The sequence below is a fragment of the Glycomyces albidus genome, from assembly GCF_009451885.1.
GTDB lineage: Bacteria > Actinomycetota > Actinomycetes > Mycobacteriales > Micromonosporaceae > Glycomyces > Glycomyces albidus.
The window spans coordinates 85,203-109,694 of sequence record NZ_WIAO01000015.1 but is presented as its reverse complement, the minus strand read 5'-3'; the positions used below and the strand labels follow the sequence as shown (position 1 = coordinate 109,694).

Here is a 24,492-nt window from a genome sequence, read left to right as displayed (position 1 = left end):
GACGCTGCGCGTGCTCGGTCAATGCCTGGCTCTGTCGCTAACCGGGCTTTGACCTGCGAAAACGCGACCCGCTGAGATCGTTCCTGAGGGCCGTTTACGGTCGGGTCCTACCTGGGGTAGGGCCGGTTTCGTCTCAGTGGCTCTCAGCGGGCCGGATTCCGGGATGTCCTTGCTGATCAGAGCCGGATTCGTGAGGGTGAGTGTTCTACGCCCGCAGCGCATTAGCAATACGAAGCGCCGAGGTCGCACGCTTGCGGTTGGAATACGAGCGCGCCGCCGTCGCCGAGGGTCGCCGTTCCATTGGCGTGGACCTCGGCGGTAACGGTGCGCGCCTCTCCGGCCGCCGTCTCGTACGTGGCGACGGCCGAGCCGGGTTCGACGGTGTAGACCTCAAGTTCCCCGGCGTAGTCGGGCTCGACCTCGACAGCCGGATACGTCTCCAGGGTCCACGGCGTGTCGTCGGGCAGGAGCGTGATCCATCCGGAGTCGTCGCGCCACCCGCATTCGGCGTTGGGGTAGCCGCCGATCGCCGCGCACGCGTCGATGTGGGCGACGACGGCTGCGACGGTGTCGACCTCGGCGTCGGGCCGGATGTCGGCGGAGAGCACGGCGGCGGTGTCCTCGCCGAGGGGGACGGCCACGGTCGCCTCAGCGTCCGTCCAGAGCGCGTCGCCCGGTGCCGTGGCGGTGTAGACCCCCGGGAGGGCGAGCAGGCCTGTGGGGTCGTCCTGAGTGCTCCACTGGTCGTCCTCGGCGGGCGGGGCGTGGTCGACGGTGGCGGCGGCGAGCTGTACCGGCCCGGGCCGTCTCGCCGAGGGCGTCACCGTCGTTTCCAGGACGGCCGGGTTGAGGCTCCAGGGGCGGGCCCACCCGCCGCCCTCGCGGGTGGCGTCAAGCTCGATGGTGTGCGCTTCCCCGTTGAGGCTGTAGGCGATGGTCACGGTCGCGTGTTCCATGTCGGGGCGCTGGGTGTAGTCCTCGACCCAGCGGGACGACATGCCGTCGCCGGTCGCCTCCCACTGCCCGGCGGTGTCGTAGTCGACGCCGACGACGGCGAGGTCGGTCGGCGGCTCATATCCGGTCTCGAGGGCACCGGCGGCGAGGAGCGGGTGGGCGTCGGCCTCGACGCCGAGGAGGGCGGCGAGGGCCGGGCCGTCGCCGGTCTCCAGAGCCGCGATCAGCTCGCGCGCGGGTTGCTCTGGCGAGTACCGCTGTCCCTGTACGAGGTAGAGCGTCCCGGCGGCCGCGACCGCAGCGGCGGCGAGGACGGCGACCGCGACGGCGGCCCGGCGCGGCAGGCGAATCCGCCGCGCCCGATCGGCCCGGCCGTACTGCGCGGGCCGAGGGATTCCGGCCGGATGCGGTATCGCGGTGGCGACGGGTGTCGGTGTGGCGTCGGGTGCGAGGGCGGCTCCGCAGGCGGGGCAGAACCGGGCGCCGTCGCGGGTCCCGGCGTGGTCGCAGTCGGCAGCGGCGGCGGGGGCGTCGGTGGTGTCAGTCGGCATCGGCGGGGACCTCCTGTCGTCTGAGTTGTGGGAGTTCTACAACCGGGACCCCGTGCCGGCGGTTGGGGTTCCTACAACCGGCGAGGTCGGCGGCAAGGTCGCGGCGGGGCACGCCCGCCCGCTCCAGAGCGTCGATACGGGCCTCGGCGGGTGGCGTGGTGTCGAACGCGGTCCGCCAGGTGACGACGCCGGGGCCCTCGGCGGCCGGGGTGGTGGCGAGTGCTTCGGCGAGGGCCGGGCCCCACCCGCAGGCGGCGGCGACCGCGTCGGCCTCGACGGTGGCCCGCCGCCACCACCTGGCTTGCAGCGGGACCATGATGCGCTGCACGGTGAAGATGACCGGCCACAGCAGCAGGTACAGCGTCAGCGTCAACGGCCGGGCCCTGGTGTTGGTCGACGGGGCGAGCAGGCGGGCGGCGACCTCGTAGACGGCCGTCAGCGGCAGCGCGACGCCGCGCACCCACAACTGGGTGACCGGGTGGCCTGCCCGCCAGTGGACCAGCTCGCGCCCGAGCAGCGCGGTCAGCCGGTCGCCGTCGCCGACGCACTCGGCGAGGAGCGCCCGGGAGATGACGACGTGCCGGGCGTGTGCGACGACGGCGGGGCCGCCGCCGTCGGTGATGAGGACGTGCGGGACGGAGGCGACGCCGAGGCGGCGGGCCGCTTCGGCGAGGGCCGGTGCGATCATGTCGGCCTCGCGTCCGCTTGCCGCCCGGGCCCCGCCGAAGCGGGTGAGCCGCCAGCGTTCGGCGGCGACCATGGCCGCAGTGAAGGCGACGCCGAGGACGAGCGCGGCGGCGACGTTCCCGGCCGCCATGGACAGCGGCCACGTCGGGTCGGCCTCCCACAGCGCCCGCCACGACCCGGACAGGCCGAGCCAGGCGAGGGACGCGCCGCCGTAGACGGCCCCGATGATCAGTCCGAGCATGGCTCCGAGCTGCCAGGCGATGTCCGGAATCAGGTCCGGAATCGCCACGGGCAGCGGCAAGACGAGGTCGAACAGCACCCATAGCCGCGACTGGACGCCCTCACCGAGGGGCGTCCCGGAGAAGAATCCGAGGACGGCTCCGGCGACGGTGCCGACCGCGCCGAGGAGCACCGCCAGGGGCAGGCCGAACCACGCGCACACGATCGCCGATGCCGTCCCGGCCGGGTGGGCGGCGACGGCCGACCACAGCCAGCGTCCCGCCGAACTCCAGACGGCAGGGCGACCATCCCAGCGGGTCGCCTCGGCAGGGGCTGGGGCAACCGGTCCGACTAGGAGCGCCCCGCACGCGGGGCAGACGGCCGTGGTACCGGGCGGGAGCTTCGCTCCGCATTGATCACAGAACGTCATGCCGAAGTATTGCCCACAAGTGCCACAATCGCGGCACGCGGCCCGCAGGCCCCGCAGCGCCCAGAGAACTCGCGACTACTCGGCAGACTCCCCAGTGCCGTCCGGTCTTGAGGGTTCGGCGCCGTCAGCGGGGGCCACAAAGGTTCCTCGTCCCGGTACCGCCGTCAGCACACCCTCATCGATGAGAACGCGCAGCGCCTTCCGGACCGTGTCGCGAGACAGCCCGTACGCCTGCTCAAGCTGCGGGCCCGACATGATCCGGCGGCCCTCGGCCCAGTCGCCGCGTTCGATGCGGGCGCGCAGGATCGCCACGAGCTGTGCGTAGACCGGCGTAATGGCCTCGTGGTCGATCTCGGCGTCTGCATCCATGCTCTGACCGTAGAGCGGTACACCTACCGAACTACCAGGATCGATAGGTTCACCTGTATGCAGACAGGACCAGACAGGCTGGCTACGCTGGAGCCATACGGAAAGACCCTGGCGACCGCTAGCACCGGCCCCAGGGTGTGGCCTCACCCGACGAAGGGGCGAGACATGGACAGCGTATCGACCAATGACGACCTGGCGGAAGACCCCGAGCCGATGCTCGGAGTCGTCCCGGCCCGGATGAACTGGGTTCGCACCTGGGAAGCCCCCGGGGAAATCGTTGAGCTGTTCCTCGACCAGGTACGCCGTGACGGATGCCTGGTGCTCCGCGTCGGCGACGGCCGAGATGAGCGCGTTGGGACGTTCCAAGCGACAGGCGACCGCGCCGACCGCATCGACTGGCGCGGCTCGGCGACCACCCGACCGGAGGACTGGCGGGACCGCCAACACGGGCGTGTCAACGCCTACCTCGCCGCTACGGCTCCGCCGCCGAGGCGCTGAGGGAACCGACCCCCGGACAGAATTGACAGAATGGACAGAACTCGGTAAAGGAGCTGTCTACCTGGGGCAACGCTGGTCGCAGCGACATGGACAGAACTGTGACAGAACTCCGCCGGACATGGACAGAACCCGGCGGCCGAGATCGGCCGCCGGGTTCTGTCACAGTTCTGTCCGAGTTTTGTCCATGTCCCGAGCGCTCGCGTTTCCGCAGCTCAAGGCATGCTTTACCGAGTTCTGTCCATTCTGTCAATTCTGTCCAAGGGAAGACTCAGAACGAGTCCACGACGAAGTGGACCCCGGCTCTCTCCAACCGCTCCGCCTTCCCGGGCTTGTTCGCGTAACCGATGGTTGTAACCCCGGCGGCCCGCCCGGCCTCAACGTCGGTCACCGAATCACCGATGAAGCAAGCTCGGGACGCCGGAAGGCCGGTTACTTTGAGGGCTTGGTTGAGCAGGTAGGGATCAGGTTTCATCTGTTCGGGTCTCCCAAAGGGCCGACCGATGACGTGATCGACTGCCACATCAAGGCCGCATCGCGTCAGGTAGCTGCCGATCGGGTCCGAGCTGTTGTTGCTCACGATCACAACTCCGATGCCCGCGCGTCGTGCAACTTCAATCAGGTCAGCCATGCCGGCAGTCGGCTGGGCGGTCTCGACGGCCTTCATCTCTGCTCGACTCAGTTGCTCGTCTATCTGCTTCACCCGATCGCGAGAGAGTGACCGGGCCGCGGCCCGAAGCACTTCCATCGGGTCGCTCTCGCCCTTGAGCACGGCGGCAAGCTGAGCGGAATGCTCACCAATGGAGGTGATTAGCTCCAGTGCGATTTGGGGCGCTGGGTACCCGGCAAACACACTGCATACAGGCCCATCGAAGTCCAGCATCAGCAGGGACTTGCGCAGCAGTACTTCCTCTGGATCGAGCCTCATCCGAGGCTCCGAGGAGTTGCGACGTTGACCCACACCGAGTCGAACCAGGCGCGCGCGGAGTCCACGAACATCGATCCCTGCTCGGATTCCTCTCCGGTGCTTGAGAAGTGGAACAGGCTGGCGTCCTTTCCCATCGGGTCGAAAATCTCGACGCGGTCACCATTGATCGGCACCGCATGCTGGACGATCGGATAGAAGCCGAAGAAGACCTCGGAATCGTTGAGGATGAACAGCTTGAACACCGGTGCGATCCCGTGCATTCGGACCTCAACCGATCCGGTGTTGATCAGGCCGAGTTCCTCTAGCTCGTGCACGTCGTTAACGATCGACTCCAACGCGCGGTCGGTGATGCGAGCCATGCGACTGGTCACCGCCTCGGCGTCGTAGGAAGGGTCGACCGGAGTGGGCAGCGCCATCGGCATGCGCATGTCGGAGACCATGACGCGCAGCTTGACGTCCTGTGGGGTCAGCTCACCGAGCCGGATTCGGTCTAGCGGCTCTGACACGACGCCTTTCAGGGTCTCGCCAGAGAATCCGGCGAAGTCGATGGCGACGTGGTCATCTTTAAACAACGCCTCCACGTGCGGACGAAGTTCAACGCTCCGATGCGTCTTGACACGAACCCGGGGAAGGCGCCCCTGTTGCGTCACCACCAACTTTTCCTTGTCCGTGAGGATCTTGAACGCACTCTTCACGGTTTCGCGGGCGACGCCGAAGCGCTGCTGAAGCTTCTGGTTTGAAGGCAGGGTCTCGCCGGGGGCGAACTTGCCAGTCAGGATCGCGGCCTTGATGCGATTTGCGATTTGGACTGAAGAGCTGTCGGTGCTATCTGGGTCGAGTTTCCCCAGGTAGTCGTACTCATCCGTGTAATCCTCCATGCCAGCCAGGCTACCACCTGGCTAGCCAGGATGGAAATTTCTGCCCAGAGTGGTTGACATGGCTAGCCAAGACCCCTAAGGTCATTGCTAACCAACCTGGCTAGCCAGGTTGGTTAGGACGTTCCTTCGCGTCCTCCCGTCCGCCAAGACGCCGTAGGAGGCCCCACATGACCCCCGAGCAGATCGAGACCGCTCTCGCCTTCGGCGCCGTCGCGCCGACCCTGTACGCCGCTCACGCGGTCGGTGACCACTGGGTCCAGTCCCACACCTCCGCCTGCGCCAAGGGCAACGCCGGGGCCGCCGGTCACCTGGCCTGCCTCACGCATGTTCTGACCTACCTTGCTACCTGCCTGGTCGCCGTCCTCGGCGTGACCGCCGCTCTCGGCATCCTCGGCACCCTCTCGGTCCTCGGTGTGGCCGTCGGCCTCGCCGTCAACGGCATCACCCACTACGTGATCGACCGCCGCAAGCCCCTCGCGGCCCTGGCACGGCTGACCGGCCACGGCGGCTGGCTCGACGCCGACCCCGAGGCCGCTTACAAGCTCGACCAGTCCTGGCACCTCGGATGGCTGCTGATCTCCGCGCTCATCACCGTGACCCTTTGACCGGCGAAACCAGGCACTCCGCCTGGTCCGGGCCCGGGTGGCACCCGACCCGCTGACGATGCCAAGCCACAACCAGCACAAGGAGAACGCCATGCCGAAGACCCCGAGCCGCACCCGCACCACCGTCGTCGGTCAGAACCGCTTCGCGAGCGATCGCGCCCGCGAGGCCGCCAAGCGCGACGAGCAGAAGACCACCAAGGCCGCCGAGGACGCCCGGCGCAAGGTCGCCGACGCCCGCAAGGGCCGCTGGTAGGCGAAACCCGGGCCTCCGGGCCCGTGGTCCGTCGGTAGGTGGCCCCTCCGGCGCTGATGATGCCAAGCCATTCCCGTCCGCCAAGACACCAAGGGAGACAACCAATGACCACCGCACTCGCAACACCCGAACTTCCGGACTGGCTCGACGGTGAGCCGTCCTTCTCTGAACTCGACGCGATCGAGATCGAATGGCCGCAGATCGAGGCCGGCCTCGCCGAACTGGACCGCGCCCTCACCGGCCCGGCCCCGGAGCGGTTCGTGGCCTTCGACATTGACCGCGCCCTCGGTGACACCCTCGCCCCCGGCTTTCCGACCTTCTCGCTGTCCTAGGGGTGAGCACCGATGACCATGACGACTACGCGCAGCGCCTACCCGGCCCCGGTTGAGCACCTGGTCCCGCAGGCGCGGGCCCTGGCTGACGAACTGGGTTCGATCCCGTCCCGCAACCAACTCAAGGCCCGCCTGCGGATCGGCGCGCCCAAGGCCAACGCGGTCCTTGCCGAACTCGCCGACTACGTCCCGAACCCGGCCCCGGCCGACCCGGCCACCGCGACGGCCCCGCACGAACCCGCCGCCGCACCGGCCTCCACCGGGCCCGCTGAGGACGAGACCCGCGAGTCCCGGCCCGTGGTCGACGCGGCCCCGGCCGAGGTGAAGCCCGAGGCCGCGACCCTCGCAGACCCGGTCGCGCCCGCTCCCGCCGCTGTGGCGGACACCGGCACCACTGCGGCCGAGCCGGTCGCCGGGCCCGCCGAGGCGGACCCGCCCCGGACCCGCCGCCGTCTGGCGACCTGGCCCGTGCTCCTGCTCATGCTCCCGGCCACGGTCGCTATCTGGTCCGGCTGGGTGGGCCTGGGTCAGCTCGCCGGGTTCGGGCCCGTCCACCCGCTCCCGGGCATCGCGGACTCGTTCGTGATCGATACGTCCATCACGCTCCCCATCGGGATGGAGACCTACTCCGCCTATGCGCTCTATGTCTGGCTGTCGGGCCGGGCCGGTGCCAAGGCGATTGCGTTCGCCCGCGTCTCGGCGCTGCTGGCGCTCGGGATCGGCGCGGCCGGGCAGATCGCCTACCACCTGATGTCGGCCGCGAACGTCCCTGCGGCGCACCCGCTCATCACCGCCGCCGTCGCCTGCATCCCTGTCGCCGTCCTCGGCCTCGGCGCCGCCCTGGCGCACCTGGTCAAGGAAGACGCCTAGACCTCGCCCCGGCGGGGCCGGTCAGCTGCTCGACCGGCCCCGCCCCTACCGCTCCGAACTGGAAAGGAGCCAACGACTATGACGATCGAGAACTTCGATTGGAAGGCCGCCGAGGCCGAGCTGAACGGCGACCGGGCCGAGGTCGAGACCATCGCCCCGGACGAGGACTACATCGACGCGGCCGCCGTCCCGGTGGACGACGCCGAGGCGCACCGGGCGTGGAACGCACCCGAGGCCGACCGGCGGGCCCCGATCCTCCCGGCCTGGGTCCTGTCGCGGTCCGGTCTGGCGGCCGAGCTGACCCGGTTCGGGAAGCTCGTGGCCTACCGGTGCGCCTACCACGGGGTGCGCCTGCCCCTCTACGGTGCGCGCCTGGCGGCGTGGTCCCCGGTCGGGACGGCCCGCGTGGTCGGCGCGGTCTGGCGGTGGGCCTCGGACGCCGAGGGCCGCCCGATCCGCTCCGACGCGGTCACCGCGCACGACTACGCCGCCTATCAGGGCCTTGTCCGCCTGCGGGACCGGCATGTCCGGTTCCGGGGCGCGCTCACCATCACCGGCGCGCTCGGCCTGACCGGTGCGGGTCTCTACCTCGGCTTCGGTGCCCCGGACCCCCTCGCCTGGTCGGCTCTCGGCGGGACCGTCGCCGCCCTCGGCCTCGCCGGGAAACCTGCGGACAAGCCGCTGGTGACCCGGGCCGTGGTCAAGGTCAAGCTGCGCCCGCTGACCTCGCCCATGGTCGAGAAGGCGTTGTCGCGCATCGGTATCGCCGCGTTGACGGCGATCGCCAAGGGCGGGGAGGGCATCCACTGGCCCGAGCCGATCAGCCGCGACGGCTCCGGCTGGCGGGCCGTGATCGACCTGCCCGCCGGGACCACCGCCGTTGAGGTGATCGACCGGCGCGACAAGCTCGCCGCCGCCCTCGCCCGCCCGCTCGGGTGTGTGTGGCCCGAGGGCCAGTCCGATGTCCACCCGGGCCGCCTGGTCCTGTGGGTGGGGGACACCGACCTCGCCGACGCCAAGGCCGTGGCGTGGCCGCTCGCCAAGGGCGGCACGGTCGACCTGTTCGCGCCGTTCCCGCTCGGCGTCGACCCGAGGGGCAAGGCTGTGACCGCTGACCTCATGTACACGAACTGGCTGGTCGGGTCCATTCCCGGCATGGGCAAGACGTTCCTGGTCAAGCTGCCCGTGCTCGCTGCCGGACTCGACGCCCGCGCCGAGGTCCAGGTGTTCGAGCTCAAGGGGACCGGTGACCTCGCCTTCGCCGAGCAGTACGCCACCCGCTACGCCTCCGGTGCCGACGACGAGGAGATCGAGGCCGCGCTGATCGCCTTGCGGGACTTGCGGGCCGAGTGCAAGCGGCGGGCCCGGATCATCAAGGGCCTGCCCCGGGACCTGTGCCCCGAGAACAAGGTCACGCCCGAACTCGCGAGCCGCAAGGGCCTCGGCCTGCACCCCCTCGTCGTCGCGATCGATGAGTGCCAGGAGCTGTTCAGCCACCCCGAGTACGGGAAGGAGGCCGCCGAGCTGGCGGAGAAGGTCGTCAAGCTCGGCCGCGCCCTCGGCGTCATCCTCCTGCTGGCGACGCAGCGGCCCGACAAGGACAGCTTGCCGACCGGCGTCTCGGCGAACGTCGGCACCAGGGCGTGCCTGCGGGTCATGGGCCAGGTCGAAAACGACATGATCCTGGGGACCTCGGCCTACAAGAACGGCATCCGGGCGACCATGTTCACCAAGCGGGACCGGGGCGTGTTCTACCTGGTCGGTGCCGCCGACGCGGCCCTGATCGTCAAGGGCGCGTTCGTCGACGGGCCCGCCGCCGACCGCATCGCCGCCCGCGCTCGGGCCCTGCGAATCGAGCGCGGCACCCTCGCCGGTCACGCCGCAGGCGAGGCCACCGCCACGGCCGCCGCTCCCGCGCACCACGTCCTGGACGACCTCGCCGCCGTCTGGCCCGGCGGCGAGGCCAACGTGTGGAACACGGTCCTGGTCGACCGCCTCGCCGAGCTGCGCCCCGAGGTCTACGGGCAGTGGACGGGCCTCGCCGACACCGCCAAGACCGAGGCGCTGACGGCCGCCGTCAAGCCCTACGGGCTCTCCACCAAGGGCGTCGGCCGCCGCGTCGGCGGCGAGGTCGTCAACCGGCGCGGCCTCAACCGAGGCGACCTCGACAAGGCCCGCGAGGGCCGAACCGGAGGCCGATAGGAGCCGCTAGCGCTAGCGGGCCCCGCGCTAACGATAGCGGGCCCGCTAGCACCCCACACCACACCTGATCAGGGCGTTAGCCGCTAGCGCCCCTAGCCGACCTCACCCAAAAACCAGCCGAATGGAGCAACCGTGACCCTCTCACTCGCCGCTACCGCCCTCGGCCTCGCCGCCGCCCTCGCCTACCTCTTCCGCTGCTGGGCCTTCCCCTACGGCCGCTGCTGGTGGTGCCGATCCGACGGCCGCAACGCCGCCGGTTACTGCAACGCCTGCCACGGCACCGGCCGACGCGTCCGCCTCGGCCGCCGCCTTTACGACGCCGCCCGCCGCGAATACCGCGACGGCACCAAGTAGCCCGTCCGCCAACCGTTCGAAGGGACACCGAATGCCATGAAAGCCAAGGACCCGAACCACCAAGCCGAGCAGATCGTCCTCGGTGCGGCCATGCTCGACGGCCGCACCGTGCCCAAGCTCGCCGCCCTGATCGACGCCGGATCGTTCGAGGTGCCCCGCCACGGGCTCATCTGGGAGGCCATCGCCGCCCAGCACGCCGACGGCGCGCCCACCGAGGCCGCCGCCGTCCTCGCCCGCCTCGCCGACGAGGGCCACCTCGCCAAGGTCGGCGGCGGCCCGTACCTGCACGACTGCATCGCCGCCGTCTCCTCGCCCGCCTCGGGTGAGTACTACGCCGGCCGAATCGCCGAGGCCGCCCGCCGACGGGAAATCAAGGTGGTCGCCGCGCGGCTCAACCAGTACGCCGAGGCCACCGGCGAGAGCGTCGCTGCCGTCCTCGACCGCTCCCGCACCGCCCTCGACGCCGTCGCCGCACCGGGCGAGGCGTGGCCCGCTCCGGTGCCGCTGACCGAGGCGCGCGTCCTGCCGCCGTTCCCGGCCGCGTGCCTGCCCGACTGGGTCGGGGACATGGTCGACGCCGTCGCCGAGGCCACCCAGACCCCGACCGACCTCGCCGGATCGATCGCCCTCGCCGTCCTCTCGACGGCCGTGCAAGGCCGCCTCGCCGTCCAGGCCGGGCCCGACTGGGTGGAGCCGTGCAACCTGTTCACCTGCACGGCGCTGCCGCCGGGCAACCGCAAGTCGTCGGTGTTCGCGGCGATGGTCCGCCCGATCCTCGACGCCGAGGCCGCCCTCGCCGAGGACGCCCGGCCCCGGATCATCGAAGCGGTCACCGAATCGGAGATCGCCCGCCGCGCCGCCGAGCAAGCCCTCGCCGCCGCCTCCAAGAACCCCGGGGACCCCGACCTCGCCAACGGCGCCAAGTCCGCCGCCCGCGAGGCCGACGAGATCACGATCCCGGTGTCGCCCAAGCTGGTCGCCGACGACATCACGCCCGAGGCTGCCAAGAGCCTGCTCGCCGAGCAGGGCGGACGCCTCGCGATCCTCTCGGCCGAGGGCGGGATCTTCGCGACCATCGCGGGCCGCTACTCCGGTGTCCCGGACCTGGACGCGTTCCTCAAGGGCCACGCCGGGGACATGCTCCGCGTCGTCCGCAAGTCGGCCCCGGCCGAGTACGTCGCCGCCCCGGCGCTGACCCTCGGCCTCGCCGTCCAACCCGAAGTGCTCCGCGACGCCGCCCGGATGCCCGGCTTCGAAGACCGGGGGCTGCTGGCGCGGTTCCTGTTCACCCTGCCCGCCTCCAAGGTCGGGTTCCGCAACCCGTCCCCGCCGCCGGTCCCGGCCGCCGTCAAGGCCGAGTACGGGCGCAAGCTCGGCGCCCTGGTGCACGCCATGCACCCGCGCACCGAGCCGGTCGTCCTCGACCTCACCCCCGAGGCGCGCGCCAAGGTCGTCGCCTTGGAGCGGGACCGCGAGCCGCGCCTCGGCCCCGGCGGGGAGTGGGAGCCGATCCTGTCGTGGGCGAACAAGTGGACCGGCGCCGTGGTCCGCCTCGCCGGACTGCTGCACCTGGCGAAGTACCCCAACACCGGGGCCGCCTCGCCGATCGAGGCCGACACCCTCGACGCCGCCACCATGCTCGGCTACTACTTCGCCGACCACGCCCTCGGCGTGTGGTCCTACATGGGAGCCGGGCCCGAGACCGGCCCCGCGGTGGCCCTGCTCGACTGGCTCGCCCGCCACGGGCAGTCGGGCATGAGCGTCCGCGACATGCACCGAGCCCTGAGGGGCCGCCGGGGCCTGTCGACGGCCGCCGCCATCCGCGACGCCGTCGCCCGCCTGGTCGAACACGGCTACCTCCGCGAGCGGCCCGCCGCCCGCCGCCGCAGCGGCCGACCGCCCTCGCCCCGCTACGACCTGCACCCAGACATGGCAATGGCCGATGACCACGCCTAGCAGCACGTCACCGGCCCTTGTCTTCCCGTCCGCCAAGAAAGGAAGAACACCCAGCATGACAGCCCCAACCACGACCGTCAATGCACACGCCGTGCGCTCCGACGCTCTCGACGTGGAGCCGTTCTACACCGTCTCCGAGGCTGGGGGGATCCTGCGCCTCGGCCGCTCCAAGCTGTATGAGGAGATCGCCGCCGGGCGGCTCCGGTTCGTCAAGGTCGGCCGTGCCACCCGCATCCCCGCCGAATGGCTCCAGGAGTACCGCCAACTCCTCATCGAAGAGGGACAGGGGGTCTCGGCGTGAACGAGCCGCAGGAGCCCGCAGAGGGCCGTAAGAAGGCCCCCAAGGGTGAGGGCACCGTCTATTGGGATGAGGCCAAGCAGACCTACCGCGCCGAGATCTCTCTCGGCCGCACCAAGTCCGGGAAGCGCCTGCGCCTCAAGGCGTACGGCACCACCGAGGCCAAGGCCCGCCGGAACCTCCGCGACAAGGTCAAAGAGCACGAGGCCGGACTCGACACGTCGAACAGCCTCACGGTCGCCGCCGTGGTGCTCGACTGGTTCGAACGCGAGGACAGGGGCGCAGCGAAGACCCTGGAGCGGCACAAGGGCATCATCGATCTGCACGTCCTGCCGCACCTGGGCGGGATCAAGCTCAAGGAGCTGACCGCCGACGACGTGGAGGACTGGCTTCATTCCCTCAAGGGCGATCTGTCGACCGACAGCCTTAAGAAGGCCCGGTCGATCCTGCGCCGCGCCATCCGCCGGGCGCAGCGGCGCGACAAGGTTGGCCGGAACGTCGCCGAGCTGGTCGACCTGCCCGAGGGGCGGCCGACCCGCGAACGCGAGTCCATGACCGAGGCGCAAGCCGGGGCGGTGTTCAAGGCCAGCCAGGGCACGTGGATCTTCTCGTACAACGTCACCTCGGCCAACTCCGGCGCCCGCGCCGAGGAGTTGCGGCCCCTGGAGTGGGCGCACACCCACGCCAACCCGGTCGCGGGGGAGCGGTGCACCTGCGGACGCGTCCATGAGGAGACGCTGCCGCCGCACCTGGAGGTGTGGGAGTCGACCCGCGAAAGCGGTGACACCAAGACCGAGAAATCCCGCCGCACGGTCGCGCTGACGCCCTACAACGCGCAAGTGCTCATCGACTGGCAGCGCGAGCAGCGGGAATGGCGCAAGCTGCGCGGCTACAAATCGGCTGGCATCCGCTACGTGTGGGGCACGTGGAACGACACCGTCAAGGACGCGGGCAACATCCGCCGGATGCACCGCACGATCCTGCGCAGGGCCGGACTCGACCCGAAGCGGTGGAGCCCGCGCGACTGGCGACGCACCTTCGTCTCCGTCGCCTCCGACCGGGGGGCGGGCGAGGAGCAGATTGCCAACTTCGTTGGGCATAAACGCACGAGCACGACTCGGCTGGTCTACCGCAAGCAGTTGCGACCGGTCATCACCCGGGGCATGGAGGTCATGAACGGGGCCTACGAGGACCCGCCCGCCGAGGAGTCCTGAGCGCCGAAAAGGGGGGCCACGCCAAACCGCGTGGCCCCCCTTTTGGCCCCCGCGCAAGCGGGAACGAGTCGATATGGACGCTCATAGAGCCTATGAAACGAAAGAACCCCCAGGTAAACCTGGGGGTTTTCACTGCGGTCCCGACGGGATTTGAACCCGCGACCTCCGCCTTGACAGGGCGGCGAGCACTCCTAGCTGCTCCACGGGACCTTGTTGAACTCGATCGAGTTCGTCAAGGTCGCAAGACCTCTCCATTTATACCAGCCGCCGCCGTGTGACCGGCGCCGCGTCTGGGCTGTACCCCCAACGGGATTCGAACCCGTGTTACCGCCTTGAAAGGGCGGCGTCCTAGGCCACTAGACGATGGGGGCGCACGTTGATCCTGGCAGGCGACAAGGAGAGTCGCATTCCATTTACTCCGGCTCACCACCGCGGAATTCCGCTTGGGCTCGACAAGCATACGCGACAGCGGCGAAGCCGCCAGCGGCGGGTGCCGGTTGAGACCGCCGTCTCATGCCGGACGCGGTGAACCGGCGCCGCACTCCTGGTCGGAGCGGGCGCCGGAGTGGACTGGCACCGGGGCCGAAGTGCTGCTCGCGGCCCTGCCGGGCGGGGCTTGCTAGCGTTGGTCCATGGAGTTCGCCTATCTGGGACCGCGCGGGACCTTCACCGAGGCCGCGCTCCGCCGGCTGCCGGCCGCCAAGGGCGCGGTCCACGTGCCGATGGCCTCGATCGTGGAAGTCCTCGAGGCGGTGCGCCGCGGGGAGGTCGACGCCGGGTTCGTACCGATCGAGAACTCCCAGGAGGGCACCGTCACCTTGACGGTCGACGAGCTCGTCGGCGGCGAGCCGCTCGTCATCGCCGGAGAGGTCGTCCTCCCGGTCACGTTCGTGCTCGCCTCCGCGAAGGCGCCCGCCGAGATCGCCACGGTCGCCTCGCACCCGCACGCGATCGCCCAGACCCGCGGGTTCCTGCGCCGCGAGCTCCCGCACGCCGTCGTCCACCAGGCCCTCTCGACCGCCCAGGCCGCCCAGCGGGTCGCCGAGGGCGAGTTCGACGCCTGCGTGTGCGCGCCCTTCACCGCCGAAGCGGTCGGACTTCCGGTGCAGGCGTTCGACATCGGCGACAGCTCCGGTGCCGAGACGCGCTTCGTGCACGTCGTGCGCCCTGCGGCTCCGGCCGAGCCGAGCGGCAACGACATCACGTCGCTGGTGGTCTACATCGACCACGACCGGGTCGGCGCGCTCCTGGCCGTGCTCACCGAGCTCGCGATCCGGGGCATCAACCTCACGCGCATCGAGTCGCGTCCCACCGGCGAGGGCCTGGGCCGGTACGCGTTCTTCCTCGACTGCACCGGCCACCTCGCCGAGGCCCGCATGGGCGAGGCGCTCACCGGCCTGCGCCGCATCTGCGCGGACGTCCGCTACCTGGGCTCCTACCCGCGAGACCACTCCGACCGGCCCGTCCCGCCCCCGGAGGGGCTGAGCGACGCCGACTTCGCCGACGCCGCGGCCTGGCTCGACCGGCTCCGCGGCGGCGGCACCGCGTGAGACGCGCCGGAAGCCGGGTCCGCTTACGCTGGAGTCATGTCCACACTGCTGGAAGAGCTGGCGCTGCTCTCGTACGACGGCACGACCGGCCGCCCCGCCGGCTACCTCGACCTCGGCCTCGGCGGCGCGGTCCTGTACGAGCTCGCGCTCGCCGGACGCATCGGCTTGGACGGCAAGAAGGTCCGCGTCCTCGACCCGGCTCCGACCGGCGACCCGGTCGTCGACGCCCGCCTCGCCGCCATCGCCGCCGACAAGCCGCGCTCGGCCCATGCCGCGGTCGAGCGGACCGCCAAGCGGCTCCTGCCGACCGTGCGGGACGGGCTCGTCGCCGCCGGCGTGCTGCGGCGCGAGCGCGGGAAGGCCCTCGGGATCTTCCCGGTCGACCGGTACCGGCCGCAGCACCGGAGCGCCGCGGCGGGCATCCGCACGCGCCTCGCCTCCGCCGTCCGGACCGGCCGCTTCGACGAGCGCACGGCGGCACTCCTGGCGCTCGTGGCGGCCGTCCGCATGGAGAAGGCGGTGTTCGCCGACCGGCAGACCCGGCCGTCCCGCAAGGAGTTCAAGGCGTTCGCCGAGGCCCACTGGGTGGGCGCGGCGACGCGCAAGGCGGTCGCGAACCGGGACGGCGCGAACGCCGCGGCGGCGTCGAGCTAGGGGCCTGAGGATTTCCCGAGCAGTCCTCGGTGCGGTCGGGCCGCTGACGTGGTTAGCTTGAGCCATGTCTGAAACATCTGCTTCGCATCCGGGCGACGAGCCGCCGCCGGCCCCGGTGCCTCCCGTGACGCCGAGCGCGCCGGAGCCGCCGCCGGTTCCGGAGCCTCCGGCGGCGCCGGCCGACCCCGCGCCGCCGGCCCCGCCCGCGCCGCCCGAGGCAGGCGGGCCGCGAAGGGTCGACATGGAGCACACCAGGATCACCGACCCGGAGCGGATGAAGGCGCTTGCGCACCCGGCGCGCATGGCCGTGTTCGACTACCTGGCGAAGCGCCGCGCCGAGGGCTTCGACGGCGCGACGGCCACGGAGATCGCCGAAGTCGCGGGGATGACCCCGAGCGCGATGAGCTACCACCTGCGCACGCTGGCGAAGGCGGGGTTCATCGAGGAGGCTCCGAGCCGCGGCGACGCCCGCGAGCGCGTGTGGCGGATGCTGCTCCACAACTTCTCGATCCAGGCCGAGGACGATGCGCCGGAGAGCCATCTCGTCATCGAGCAGACCATGGGGGAGGCGTTCCGGCAGCAGCAGGAGCGCAACTTCACGCGCTGGATCGAGAAGCGAGCGCACGTGTCGAGAGAGATCCGGAATTCCTCGCTCGTGATGCTGGGCAATCTGCGGCTGACGCTGGAGGAGGCCGCCGAGTTCAAGCGGCGGCTCCAGGCGCTGGAGCAGGAGTACGTGGACTTGGGTGTGAAGCGCGCCGAGCAGGGGGCCGACCCGGACGACGGCACGCTGGTCTTCAGCGTGCTGGTCCGGCTCTTCCCGCGGATCTGACCGCGCGGCGCCGGCTGGGGGCGAGGGCTTGGGGGCGGGTCGGCCGGAATGGGGGCGGGTCGCCGGCTCGAGGAACGGGTCGGTCGGGTGCGTGGTGCGGCGCTGCCGGTGAGCGTTGCGAGCGGCGTCAGGATGACGAGGTCCGCGCGATCGGGACCGATGCCTCCCGTGTCGAGGCGGTTCTCGGATCCGCGCCGTTGGACTCGGTTGCGAGCGGCGCGGACCGCGAGGGGAACTGAGTCGTGAAAGAACTTCTTCAAAAATCTGAAAAACCTCTTTCGCATCCAAGCGTGAAAGAGTATCTTCGAAATATGTCTTTCACATCCTTCCTCGACGGGACCCGCTGGTCCGACGTCTACACCGCCGCCGCCTGCGCGTTCCTCGCCGGAACGGCCATGTTCACCGCCGACTTCGCCCTCACCCTCCGCCTGCAGACCGAGGGCCACGGCGGGTTCGCGATCGCCGCGCTCATCATCTGCGCGACGCTCCCCCTCGTCGCGCTCTCCCGGGTCGCCGGCCGCATGGCCGACCGCTTCGACAGCCGGGCGCTCATGGCGTCCTCCGGGCTCCTCCAGGCCGCCTCGATCGTCGCGATGGCGTTCACCGACGACCTGATCGCCCTCTACGGCCTCGTGATCCTGAACGCCTGCGGGACCGCGATCAACCAGCCGGTCGTCAGCGCGCTCGTCCCGGTCATGGCCCGCGGCGAGGACTTGCCGCGCGCCGTCGCGATGGTCCAGACCGGCATGCTCATCGGGCTCGCGGCCGGACCGGCCGCCGCCGGGTTCGTCATCGGCTCGCACTCCTCCGGCGCGGCCCTCATGCTCGCCGCGGGGTGCGCGCTGCTGCGCGTCCTGTTCTGCCTCGACATCCGCACCCGCCGCGGCGGCGTGCGCCGCGACCCGGCCGCGCGTGCCGCGTCCGGCAAGGCCAAGTGGCGCCTCCGCGGCGACCGCCTGCTCACCGCGATGGTGTTCGGCCTCAGCGCCGTGATCGCCGCGATGTGCGCCGTGAACGTCCTCAGCGTCTTCCTCGTCCGCGAGGTCTACGACGCGAGCGAGAGCATGTACGGACTCATCAAGGCGTGCTGGACGCTCGGCATGGTCGCCGGGGCCTGGATCGCGGCCGCCGTGATCCGCCGCCTCGACCGCGACGTCCAGCTCGCGTGGATGCTCATGGCGTGCCTCGCCGGGGTCGGCCTGGTGTGCTTCGGGCAGGGACTGCCGCTGTTCTCGGTCCTGCTCATGGTGCCGCTCAACCTGATCGGCGGGATCCTCAACGCCGGTGAGAACTCCGCGCTCGGCATCGCGCTGGCCCGGCGGGTCCCCGAGGCGTTCCGCGGCCGTGCCAACGGCGCGGTCAACGGCCCGGTCAACGCGGCCCAGCTCATCGGCTTCCTGCTCGGCGGCGCACTGTCGACGGTCCTGGACGTCCAGGTCGCGTTCATGGCGGTCGGCCTCGCCTCGATCGCGATCGTCCTCGCCTGCCTTCCGATCATCCGCCGCGCCGCCCGCGACGACGAGGACCGCACCGGAGCCGAGGGCACCGGTACGGACGGCACCGACCGGGCCGGGGCCGGCCCGGCCCCCGCGCCGCAGCCCGAACTCGCCGGCGCGGCCGCGTTAGCACCGGTCCCGCAGCGGGGATGGTGAAAGAGCCCGGGCGGGTCCGCGAGAAAGCTCCGACCAGGAGACGAAGGCCGGAGGCGCACAGCGCCTCCGGCCTTCCCGGTCCTGGGGCGTCGTCGTCCGGTGTTCGCTGTCGCGCGCGAAGTACAGGTAGGCCATCCCTAGCCCCCGCCCACCCACAGGGGACCGTAGGCGCCAGGTTTGCGCGAGGGTCCGACAGTTTCGCGCTCGCGAGTCCATCACCGGCCCGAATTCATTCGTCCGGGGGAGCGAACGGAAGCGCTGCACCGATTCACACCGCCTCGCCCCGATCCATCGGACAGGTCCCGGCCGGGTTCGAGACCGAGCCGGGCCGCTGCGGCCCCGCCCATCTCACGCGGGGTAGGCGCGGATCTCGGCGGCCTTCACCGCGGCCCACACTTCCTGGCCGGGTTCGAGGCCGAGCTGGGCCGCGGCGGCCGGGGTGACGTCCGCCGCCGCACGGATCGGACCGTCGAGCTGGACCCGCAGGTGATCGCCGTGCCGGTGCACCCCGGTCACGACCGCGCGCCACGTGTTCCGCGGGCTGCCGTCCGGTTCGGTCCGGAACAGCGCCACCGCGCTCGGCGGGAACGCCGCGAACGAATCCCCTTCGAGCGCTTCAGCAGTCGTCAGCGCCTCGCCCGAGGCGAGCCGCACCGTCCGCCCCGAAGCCGTGCCCCGGTACAGGTTCAGTCCGACCAGGCGCGCGATGTAGTCCGTGCGCGGCCGCGCCGTCACCGACTCGCCGTCGCCCTCTTGGACCGCCCGCCCGTCCTCGACCACGACGAGGCGGTCGGCGAGCATGAGCGCGTCCACCGGATCATGCGTCACGAGCACCGCCGGGCCCGCGAGCCCGGCCAAGTGCCGGTGGAGCTCCACCCGCGTGTCGAGCCGCGTCCGCGCGTCCAGGGCCGCGAGCGGCTCGTCGAGCAGCAGCAGCGAAGGCTCCGCGGCGAGCGCCCGCGCCAGCGCGACCCGCTGCGCCTGGCCGCCCGAGAGCTGCCCGGGGCGCCGCTTCCCGAAGTCGCCCAAGCCGACCCGGTCAAGCCACTGGGCGGCGAGGTCCCTTGCCTCGGCCCGGCCGAGGCCGCGCCGCCGCGGCCCGAACGCGATGTTGTCGATCGCGTTCAGGTGCGGGAACAGCAGGTAGTCCTGGAAGACGACGCCGATCCGGCGGTGCTCGGGCGGTACCCTGCGCCCGCCGCGCGGCCGGTCGAGCACGACACCGTCCAGTGCGATGTGCCCGTCGGACAGCGCCTCCAGGCCCGCGAGGGCCCGCAGTGCCGTGGTCTTTCCGGCGCCGTTCGGTCCCAGGAGCGCCACGGTCTCCCCCGGGGCGGCCGTCAGGCGCAGGTCCAGGCGGAACGAGCCGCGATCCACGACGAGGTGCGCGTCCAGTCCTGGCGTGGTGGTTCGGTGCGGAGAGGTGCTCATGCGACCGCCGTCCAGCGCTCACGCAGCGACGCCAGCACCACGACCGACACCGCGAGCAGGATCAGGCTGAGCACGATCGCGGCTTCCAGATCCGATTGCAGCGCAAGGTAGACGGCGAGCGGCATCGTCTGGGTGCGGCCGGGGAAGTTGCCCGCGAACGTGATCGTCGCCCCGAATTCGCCGAGCGCCCGCGCCCAGCACAGCACGGCCCCGGCCAGGACGCCCGGGGCGATCATCGGCAGTGTCACGTGGGTGAACACGGTCCACCGGCCCGCGCCGAGTGTCGCGGCGGCCTCTTCGAACCGAAGGTCGGCGCCGCGCAGGGCGCCTTCGACGGAGACGATCAGGAACGGCATGGACACGAAGGTCATCGCGAGCACGACCGCGGTGGTGGAGAACGGGATCGTGACGTCGAAGCGCTCGTGGAGCCAGGAGCCGACGATGCCGCTGCGGCCGAACACGAGCAGGAGCGCGACGCCGCCGACGACCGGCGGGAGCACGAGGGGCACGGTGACGAGCGCGCGCAGGACGCTCCGTCCCGGGAAGTCCCCGCGCGCGAGCAGCCACGCGATCGGGACTCCGAAGAGGAGGGACAGAGCGGTCGCGGTCGTGGCGGTGGCCAGTGAGAGCCGGAGCGCGTCGAGCATCGCCGGTTCGGTGAGACGCGCGGGGAGTTCGGTCCACGGGGCGCGGGCGAGGAGGCCGGCGAGCGGGAGGATGAGGAACGCGAGGCCGACGACCGCGGGCGCCAGGAGTGCGGCCGGGACTCGGCGGCGCTGGCGGGTTCGCTTGGCGGGCATGGTGTTCCTCATCGTAGGGCTAGGGTCGCTGGAATCCGGCGGTCTCGAGGACGGTCCGCGCGTCGTCGCCGAGGACGTACTCGGTGAACGCGGCGGCCAGGTCGGGTTCGGGGGCGTCGGCGAGGGCGGTGATCGGGTAGGCGTTCACTGCCGCAGCCGATTCGGGGAACTCGACCGCGTCCACTTCGTCCTGTGCGGCGAGGGCGTCGGTGCGGTAGACGAGTGCGGCGTCGACCTCGCCGAGGGTGAGCTTCTGGAGGGTGGACTTGACGTCGGCTTCGTACGTGACCGGGGTGAGGTCAGTGCCTTCGGCGGCGGTCTGGGCGGCGGCGCCGCAGGGGACTTCGGGGGCGCAGGCGGCGAAGTCGAGCCGTGCGAGATCGGCGAGGCCCGTGACGCCGTCGGGGTTGCCTTCGGGGACTGCGATCACCAGCTGGTTGAGCGCGAAGGTCTGCGGGTCGGCGGCGGCGCCGGCGTCGACGACCTTGTCCATGTTGCCCTGGTCGGCGGATGCGAAGACGTCGGCGGGCGCGCCTTCGGTGATCTGCGCGGCGAGGTCGGAGGAGGCGGCGAAGTTGAATTCGACGGTGACACCGTCGTGCTCGGCTTCGAACCGGTCGCCGATCTCGGTGAACGCCTCGGTGAGCGAGGCGGCGGCGAACACGGTGAGGGTCGTCGTCCCCGATGCGTCGCTGCCGCCGCAGCCGGTGAGGGCGGCGAGCGAGAGGCAAGCGGTCAGGGCGAGGGCGAATCCGGTGCGCATGCGGGTCTCCCGGGGTTCGGTGTTCGGAGTGGTGGTCGATTCGGAGGCGCCGGTCCTCGACCGTGTCGTCCTTGAATCGGGCGGGGCCGGGGCGGCATTCTTCCTCGCTCGTGTCGTTCCCCGGCCGGGCGGTGTGCCGGCGGCGCTGTTCCTTGCTCGCGGCGTTCTTGGACCGGTCGGTGCCTGGGCGGTGCTTTTCCCCGCTCGCGGCGCTCTTGGGTCGGTCGGCGCCTGGGCGGCGCCGTTCTCGGCTTGTGCTCCCGGGCCGGTCGGTGGTTCGGCGGCGCCGTTCCCCGGCCGCATCATCGTTCGACCACGACGTTGGTGGACTTGACGACGGCCGTCGCAAGCGACCCGACCTCGAGGCCGAGTTCGTCGACGGCTTCGCGGCTCATGAGGGAGACGACGCGGAAGGGCCCGACCTGGAGGTCGACCTGGGCCATGACCTGGTCTTTCACGATCGCCGTGACGATGCCGCGCAGCCGGTTGCGCGCCGACGAGTTCCCGGTGCCGTCGGGCGCGGCCGCCCGCTCTCGCGCGAACCCGGCCAGGTCGGCGCCGGTGATCACCCGGTGCCCGTGCTCGTCGCGTTCGGCGGCGAGCCTCCCGGCGTCGATCCACCGGCGGAGGGTGTCGGCGGAGACCCCGAGCAGCTCGGCGGCCTCTCCGATGCGAAACGTCGTCACCCGGAGATCGTAGCCTCGCGAATGCGAGCGGTGGTAGTGAACATCGCTCGTATTCACCAGACCGTTATCGGTTCAGCATCGCATTTGCAGCCTCTGGAATGTCAGACCCCTGTGGCACGGTCTTTGAACCGGGGGCCCGCGGGTTGGGCGGTACGGGCGGCCGAAAAGCGGTTTGGGCTGCCCTCCGAAAGCCTCCCGTCGGCGTGGGCCGATTGTCGGACCCGTATGGCACGGTTCTTGAACCGGGGGCCCGCGGATTCGGCGGTACTCACGGCCGAATACCGGTTTGGTATGCCCTCGAACCGGTTCAGCCCCAACCGAGTTCGTGGAGGCGTTCCTCTTCGATGCCGAAGTGGTGGGCGATCTCGTGGACGACGGTCACCGCGACCTCTTCGACGACCTCCTCGGGCGTCGAGCACATGCGCAGAGTCGGGCCGCGGTAGATCGTGATGGTGTCGGGGAGGACCCCGCCGTACTCCCAGCCGCGGTCGGTCAGGGCCGTGCCCTGGTAGAGGCCGAGGAGCTCCCGGTCGGGGCCCTCGGGTTCGTCGTCGACCAGGATCACGACGTTGTCGAGCATCGCCATCAGCTCGGCCGGCACCGAGTCGAGCGCGTCGGCGACCGCCGCCTCGAAGTCCGCCTCGTCCATATCTACCGCCACACGCCCACAATATGCGCTGGGGACCCCGGCGGCCCGGCCGGTAATCTGTGGACGTGATTGATCTGCGAGCACTGCGAGAGCACCCTGACGCCTATCGCGACAGCCAGCGCAAGAGGGGCGCGTCCCCGGACGCCGTCGACGCCCTCCTCTCCGCCGACGCCGAGCACCGCAGTGCCCTCCAGTCCTTCGAGTCGCTCCGCGCCGAGCAGAAGGGCCTGGGCAAGCGGATCGCCGGCGCGGCCGCCGAGGAGAAGCAGGCGCTGCTCGAGCGCACGAAGACCCTCGCGGCCGAGGTCAAGGAGGCCGAGGCCCGCGTGACGGCCACGGCCGCGGCGTTCGAGGCGGCCGGGAAGGCCATCCCGAACCTGGTGGCCGACGAGGCCCCCGCCGGCGGCGAGGACGACTACGTCGTGCTCCGCGAGGTCGGCGAGCGCACGAAGATCGAGGACCCGAAGGACCACCTCGAGCTCGGTACCGCGCTGGGTCTGCTCGACACCGAGCGGGGCGCGAAGGTCTCGGGCTCGCGGTTCTACTACCTGACCGGCGACGGGGCGCTGCTCCAGCTCGCCATGCTGAACCTCGCGATGCAGCAGGCGGTGGAGACGGGCTTCATGCCGATGATCCCGCCGGTGCTGGTGCGTCCGGATGCCATGGAGGGCACGGGTTTCCTCGGCGAGCACGCCGACGAGATCTACTACCTCGAGCGCGACGAGCAGTACCTGGTGGGGACCTCGGAGGTGCCGCTGGCGGCGTATCACTCGGGGGAGAACCTCGGGGAGCTGACGCAGCCGCGCCGGTACGCGGGCTGGTCGTCGTGCTTCCGCCGCGAGGCGGGCTCGTACGGGAAGGACACCCGGGGGATCATCCGGGTGCACCAGTTCGACAAGGTCGAGATGTTCTCGTACTGCCGGCCCGAGGACGCGGCGGCCGAGCACGAGCAGCTGCTGTCCTATGAGGAGCGGATGCTGCAGAAGATGGAGCTGCCGTACCGGGTCATCGACGTCGCCGCGGGCGACCTGGGGACCTCGGCTTCGCGGAAGTTCGACTGCGAGGCGTGGGTGCCGACGCAGGGGCGCTACCGCGAGCTGACGTCGACGTCGAACTGCACGACGTTCCAGGCGCGCCGCCTGAACGTGAAGTACCGCGACGAGCAGGGCCGCAACCAGGTCGCCGCGACGCTGAACGGCACGCTGGCGACGACGCGCTGGATCGTGGCGATCCTGGAGAACCACCAGCTCCCGGACGGGACGGTGGCGGTGCCGAAGGCGCTCCAGCCGTACCTCGGCAAGGAAGTCCTCGAACCGAAGAAGTAGCGAACGCGTGGAGCGGCCCGCCGGCGGATCGTCGGCGGGCCGCTTCGTTTCGCGGGCAGGGGCGGAGCCGACGGGCGCCGTGTCGCGGGCCCGGTAATGAACCCTGACACGAGGGTCCGACAGTCCGGGGGCGTCACTCGGTGAGTTGCTCGTCCAGCCAGGCTTTGAGGACGAGGGCGTGGTTGACCTCGGGGTCCTTGGCGGCGTAGAGGAGGGTGACCGGGCCCTGGCGGGCGGCGGCGAGGAGGGGTTCGGCGCGGTCGGGGTGGTTGTCGAGTTCGCTGCGGTAGCGGCCTGCGAACTCGTCGAAGCGGTCGGCCATGTGGCCGAACCAGATGCGCAGGTTCGGCGAGGGCGCCGCGTCCTGGGCCCACTCGACGCCGTCGAGGTCCTCCTTGCTGACCCCGCGCGGCCACAGCCGGTCGACGAGGAACACCGCCCCGGCCCGCTGCGGCTCCTGGCGGTACTCGTAGACGCGTTGGATCGTGATGTCGGACATACACGCACGGTAGGCCCCCGCGCCCCGCGATGGGTGGGTTTGGTGCGATTGCAGCT

26 protein-coding genes and 2 tRNA genes are annotated in these 24,492 nt (G+C 71.1%); 15 read left to right on the top strand and 13 right to left on the bottom strand.

Translation table 11 applies throughout. The annotated features are described in order from the left end of the window. Positions 1 to 221 precede the first annotated feature (221 nt). The 3 genes from GFD30_RS13920 to GFD30_RS13910 form a co-directional block, all read right to left on the bottom strand. Positions 222 to 1,505, bottom strand: a complete 1,284-nt coding sequence (locus tag GFD30_RS13920) for a zinc ribbon domain-containing protein (protein WP_153025802.1) — start codon at positions 1,503 to 1,505, stop codon at positions 222 to 224. Next, positions 1,495 to 2,634 (bottom strand): M48 family metalloprotease, encoded by a 1,140-nt coding sequence (locus GFD30_RS27945; protein WP_194201967.1) that lies wholly within the window; start codon positions 2,632 to 2,634, stop codon positions 1,495 to 1,497. The genes GFD30_RS13920 and GFD30_RS27945 overlap by 11 nt, the downstream gene beginning before the upstream one ends. A gap of 282 nt (positions 2,635 to 2,916) precedes the next feature. Beyond that, positions 2,917 to 3,210 carry a GntR family transcriptional regulator gene (locus GFD30_RS13910; protein ID WP_153025800.1) on the bottom strand — a complete coding sequence of 98 codons (294 nt, stop codon included), beginning with the start codon at positions 3,208 to 3,210 and terminating at the stop codon, positions 2,917 to 2,919. Between the two features lie 165 nt (positions 3,211 to 3,375). On the opposite strand from GFD30_RS13910, the gene GFD30_RS13905 reads away from it, so the two are divergent. Further along, on the top strand, positions 3,376 to 3,708 hold the full coding sequence (locus tag GFD30_RS13905) for a hypothetical protein (protein ID WP_153025799.1): 333 nt from the start codon (positions 3,376 to 3,378) through the stop codon (positions 3,706 to 3,708). A 268-nt stretch (positions 3,709 to 3,976) separates the two neighbouring features. Here the strand turns inward: GFD30_RS13905 and GFD30_RS13900 are convergent, their stop codons facing one another. Continuing rightward, a complete protein-coding gene (locus tag GFD30_RS13900) occupies positions 3,977 to 4,633 on the bottom strand; it encodes an HAD family hydrolase (RefSeq protein WP_153025798.1) in 657 nt (218 codons plus the stop codon). Further along, positions 4,630 to 5,511 carry a winged helix-turn-helix domain-containing protein gene (locus GFD30_RS13895; protein ID WP_153025797.1) on the bottom strand — a complete coding sequence of 294 codons (882 nt, stop codon included), beginning with the start codon at positions 5,509 to 5,511 and terminating at the stop codon, positions 4,630 to 4,632. The genes GFD30_RS13900 and GFD30_RS13895 overlap by 4 nt, the downstream gene beginning before the upstream one ends. Positions 5,512 to 5,678: 167 nt before the next feature. Here GFD30_RS13895 and GFD30_RS13890 point away from each other — a divergent pair, with 167 nt between their 5' ends. The 9 genes from GFD30_RS13890 to GFD30_RS13850 all read left to right on the top strand — a co-directional run bounded on the left by GFD30_RS13890 (position 5,679) and on the right by GFD30_RS13850 (position 13,595). Beyond that, positions 5,679 to 6,116: a DUF3307 domain-containing protein gene (locus GFD30_RS13890; protein WP_153025796.1), complete on the top strand. Its 438-nt coding sequence runs from the start codon at positions 5,679 to 5,681 to the stop codon at positions 6,114 to 6,116. Between the two features lie 91 nt (positions 6,117 to 6,207). Beyond that, positions 6,208 to 6,369 (top strand): hypothetical protein, encoded by a 162-nt coding sequence (locus tag GFD30_RS13885; protein ID WP_153025795.1) that lies wholly within the window; start codon positions 6,208 to 6,210, stop codon positions 6,367 to 6,369. 104 nt (positions 6,370 to 6,473) lie between these two features. Continuing rightward, complete coding sequence (locus tag GFD30_RS13880) at positions 6,474 to 6,701, top strand: hypothetical protein (protein ID WP_153025794.1); 228 nt, start codon at positions 6,474 to 6,476, stop codon at positions 6,699 to 6,701. Positions 6,702 to 6,719: 18 nt separating this feature from the next. Further along, positions 6,720 to 7,571 carry an ABC transporter permease gene (locus tag GFD30_RS13875; protein WP_153025829.1) on the top strand — a complete coding sequence of 284 codons (852 nt, stop codon included), beginning with the start codon at positions 6,720 to 6,722 and terminating at the stop codon, positions 7,569 to 7,571. A 78-nt stretch (positions 7,572 to 7,649) separates the two neighbouring features. Then, positions 7,650 to 9,773 (top strand): cell division protein FtsK, encoded by a 2,124-nt coding sequence (locus GFD30_RS13870; protein WP_153025793.1) that lies wholly within the window; start codon positions 7,650 to 7,652, stop codon positions 9,771 to 9,773. Positions 9,774 to 9,905: 132 nt separating this feature from the next. Beyond that, positions 9,906 to 10,127 (top strand): hypothetical protein, encoded by a 222-nt coding sequence (locus tag GFD30_RS13865; RefSeq protein WP_153025792.1) that lies wholly within the window; start codon positions 9,906 to 9,908, stop codon positions 10,125 to 10,127. Positions 10,128 to 10,163: 36 nt separating this feature from the next. Continuing rightward, positions 10,164 to 12,083 (top strand): YfjI family protein, encoded by a 1,920-nt coding sequence (locus GFD30_RS13860; protein WP_153025791.1) that lies wholly within the window; start codon positions 10,164 to 10,166, stop codon positions 12,081 to 12,083. Between the two features lie 55 nt (positions 12,084 to 12,138). Further along, positions 12,139 to 12,384 carry an excisionase family DNA-binding protein gene (locus tag GFD30_RS13855; protein WP_153025790.1) on the top strand — a complete coding sequence of 82 codons (246 nt, stop codon included), beginning with the start codon at positions 12,139 to 12,141 and terminating at the stop codon, positions 12,382 to 12,384. Continuing rightward, positions 12,381 to 13,595: a tyrosine-type recombinase/integrase gene (locus tag GFD30_RS13850; protein WP_194201966.1), complete on the top strand. Its 1,215-nt coding sequence runs from the start codon at positions 12,381 to 12,383 to the stop codon at positions 13,593 to 13,595. Before GFD30_RS13855 ends, GFD30_RS13850 begins: the two co-directional genes overlap by 4 nt. Before the next feature lie 135 nt (positions 13,596 to 13,730). Here the strand turns inward: GFD30_RS13850 and GFD30_RS13845 are convergent. After that, positions 13,731 to 13,805 (bottom strand) — tRNA-Asp (locus GFD30_RS13845). 88 nt (positions 13,806 to 13,893) lie between these two features. After that, positions 13,894 to 13,966: transfer RNA gene (locus tag GFD30_RS13840), tRNA-Glu, on the bottom strand. Between the two features lie 261 nt (positions 13,967 to 14,227). On the opposite strand from GFD30_RS13840, the gene pheA reads away from it, so the two are divergent. The 4 genes from pheA (at position 14,228) to GFD30_RS13820 (ending at position 18,283) form a co-directional block, all read left to right on the top strand. Next, on the top strand, positions 14,228 to 15,145 hold the full coding sequence (gene pheA / locus GFD30_RS13835; RefSeq protein WP_153025788.1) for a prephenate dehydratase: 918 nt from the start codon (positions 14,228 to 14,230) through the stop codon (positions 15,143 to 15,145). Between the two features lie 36 nt (positions 15,146 to 15,181). After that, a complete protein-coding gene (locus GFD30_RS13830; RefSeq protein WP_153025787.1) occupies positions 15,182 to 15,799 on the top strand; it encodes a GOLPH3/VPS74 family protein in 618 nt (205 codons plus the stop codon). A 241-nt stretch (positions 15,800 to 16,040) separates the two neighbouring features. After that, positions 16,041 to 16,631, top strand: a complete 591-nt coding sequence (locus GFD30_RS13825; protein ID WP_153025786.1) for a winged helix-turn-helix domain-containing protein — start codon at positions 16,041 to 16,043, stop codon at positions 16,629 to 16,631. A gap of 311 nt (positions 16,632 to 16,942) precedes the next feature. Continuing rightward, positions 16,943 to 18,283: an MFS transporter gene (locus GFD30_RS13820; protein WP_153025785.1), complete on the top strand. Its 1,341-nt coding sequence runs from the start codon at positions 16,943 to 16,945 to the stop codon at positions 18,281 to 18,283. 348 nt (positions 18,284 to 18,631) lie between these two features. On the opposite strand, the gene GFD30_RS13815 is transcribed toward GFD30_RS13820, so the two are convergent. From GFD30_RS13815 to GFD30_RS13795, 5 genes are all read right to left on the bottom strand, one after another. Next, entirely contained in the window at positions 18,632 to 19,714 is a 1,083-nt protein-coding gene (locus GFD30_RS13815) for an ABC transporter ATP-binding protein (RefSeq protein ID WP_153025784.1), read from the bottom strand. Beyond that, complete coding sequence (locus tag GFD30_RS13810) at positions 19,711 to 20,526, bottom strand: ABC transporter permease (protein WP_153025783.1); 816 nt, start codon at positions 20,524 to 20,526, stop codon at positions 19,711 to 19,713. Before GFD30_RS13810 ends, GFD30_RS13815 begins: the two co-directional genes overlap by 4 nt. A gap of 7 nt (positions 20,527 to 20,533) precedes the next feature. Further along, entirely contained in the window at positions 20,534 to 21,277 is a 744-nt protein-coding gene (modA, locus tag GFD30_RS13805; RefSeq protein WP_153025782.1) for a molybdate ABC transporter substrate-binding protein, read from the bottom strand. Between the two features lie 302 nt (positions 21,278 to 21,579). Beyond that, positions 21,580 to 21,963 carry a TOBE domain-containing protein gene (locus GFD30_RS13800; protein WP_322633234.1) on the bottom strand — a complete coding sequence of 128 codons (384 nt, stop codon included), beginning with the start codon at positions 21,961 to 21,963 and terminating at the stop codon, positions 21,580 to 21,582. 307 nt (positions 21,964 to 22,270) lie between these two features. Further along, on the bottom strand, positions 22,271 to 22,612 hold the full coding sequence (locus GFD30_RS13795; protein WP_153025828.1) for a metallopeptidase family protein: 342 nt from the start codon (positions 22,610 to 22,612) through the stop codon (positions 22,271 to 22,273). A 65-nt stretch (positions 22,613 to 22,677) separates the two neighbouring features. Between GFD30_RS13795 and serS the strand changes: the two genes are divergently transcribed. After that, positions 22,678 to 23,937 (top strand): serine--tRNA ligase, encoded by a 1,260-nt coding sequence (gene serS / locus GFD30_RS13790; protein ID WP_322633232.1) that lies wholly within the window; start codon positions 22,678 to 22,680, stop codon positions 23,935 to 23,937. A gap of 133 nt (positions 23,938 to 24,070) precedes the next feature. Here the strand turns inward: serS and GFD30_RS13785 are convergent, their stop codons facing one another. Next, on the bottom strand, positions 24,071 to 24,436 hold the full coding sequence (locus tag GFD30_RS13785; RefSeq protein WP_153025780.1) for a DUF488 domain-containing protein: 366 nt from the start codon (positions 24,434 to 24,436) through the stop codon (positions 24,071 to 24,073). Between the last annotated feature and the right edge of the window lie 56 nt (positions 24,437 to 24,492).

Excerpts from the sequence above, each read along its gene's own strand:
- GFD30_RS13920 (WP_153025802.1), bottom strand. The coding sequence starts at position 1,505 with ATGCCGACTGACACCACCGACGCCCCCGCCGCCGCTGCCGACTGCGAC.
- GFD30_RS13910 (WP_153025800.1), bottom strand. The coding sequence starts at position 3,210 with ATGGATGCAGACGCCGAGATCGACCACGAGGCCATTACGCCGGTCTAC.
- GFD30_RS13905 (WP_153025799.1), top strand. The coding sequence starts at position 3,376 with ATGGACAGCGTATCGACCAATGACGACCTGGCGGAAGACCCCGAGCCG.
- GFD30_RS13900 (WP_153025798.1), bottom strand. The coding sequence starts at position 4,633 with ATGAGGCTCGATCCAGAGGAAGTACTGCTGCGCAAGTCCCTGCTGATG.
- GFD30_RS13895 (WP_153025797.1), bottom strand. The coding sequence starts at position 5,511 with ATGGAGGATTACACGGATGAGTACGACTACCTGGGGAAACTCGACCCA.
- GFD30_RS13890 (WP_153025796.1), top strand. The coding sequence starts at position 5,679 with ATGACCCCCGAGCAGATCGAGACCGCTCTCGCCTTCGGCGCCGTCGCG.
- GFD30_RS13885 (WP_153025795.1), top strand. The coding sequence starts at position 6,208 with ATGCCGAAGACCCCGAGCCGCACCCGCACCACCGTCGTCGGTCAGAAC.
- GFD30_RS13880 (WP_153025794.1), top strand. The coding sequence starts at position 6,474 with ATGACCACCGCACTCGCAACACCCGAACTTCCGGACTGGCTCGACGGT.
- GFD30_RS13875 (WP_153025829.1), top strand. The coding sequence starts at position 6,720 with ATGACGACTACGCGCAGCGCCTACCCGGCCCCGGTTGAGCACCTGGTC.
- GFD30_RS13870 (WP_153025793.1), top strand. The coding sequence starts at position 7,650 with ATGACGATCGAGAACTTCGATTGGAAGGCCGCCGAGGCCGAGCTGAAC.
- GFD30_RS13860 (WP_153025791.1), top strand. The coding sequence starts at position 10,164 with ATGAAAGCCAAGGACCCGAACCACCAAGCCGAGCAGATCGTCCTCGGT.
- GFD30_RS13855 (WP_153025790.1), top strand. The coding sequence starts at position 12,139 with ATGACAGCCCCAACCACGACCGTCAATGCACACGCCGTGCGCTCCGAC.
- pheA (WP_153025788.1), top strand. The coding sequence starts at position 14,228 with ATGGAGTTCGCCTATCTGGGACCGCGCGGGACCTTCACCGAGGCCGCG.
- GFD30_RS13830 (WP_153025787.1), top strand. The coding sequence starts at position 15,182 with ATGTCCACACTGCTGGAAGAGCTGGCGCTGCTCTCGTACGACGGCACG.
- GFD30_RS13825 (WP_153025786.1), top strand. The coding sequence starts at position 16,041 with ATGGAGCACACCAGGATCACCGACCCGGAGCGGATGAAGGCGCTTGCG.
- GFD30_RS13820 (WP_153025785.1), top strand. The coding sequence starts at position 16,943 with ATGTCTTTCACATCCTTCCTCGACGGGACCCGCTGGTCCGACGTCTAC.
- GFD30_RS13815 (WP_153025784.1), bottom strand. The coding sequence starts at position 19,714 with ATGAGCACCTCTCCGCACCGAACCACCACGCCAGGACTGGACGCGCAC.
- GFD30_RS13810 (WP_153025783.1), bottom strand. The coding sequence starts at position 20,526 with ATGAGGAACACCATGCCCGCCAAGCGAACCCGCCAGCGCCGCCGAGTC.
- modA (WP_153025782.1), bottom strand. The coding sequence starts at position 21,277 with ATGCGCACCGGATTCGCCCTCGCCCTGACCGCTTGCCTCTCGCTCGCC.
- GFD30_RS13795 (WP_153025828.1), bottom strand. The coding sequence starts at position 22,612 with ATGGACGAGGCGGACTTCGAGGCGGCGGTCGCCGACGCGCTCGACTCG.
- GFD30_RS13785 (WP_153025780.1), bottom strand. The coding sequence starts at position 24,436 with ATGTCCGACATCACGATCCAACGCGTCTACGAGTACCGCCAGGAGCCG.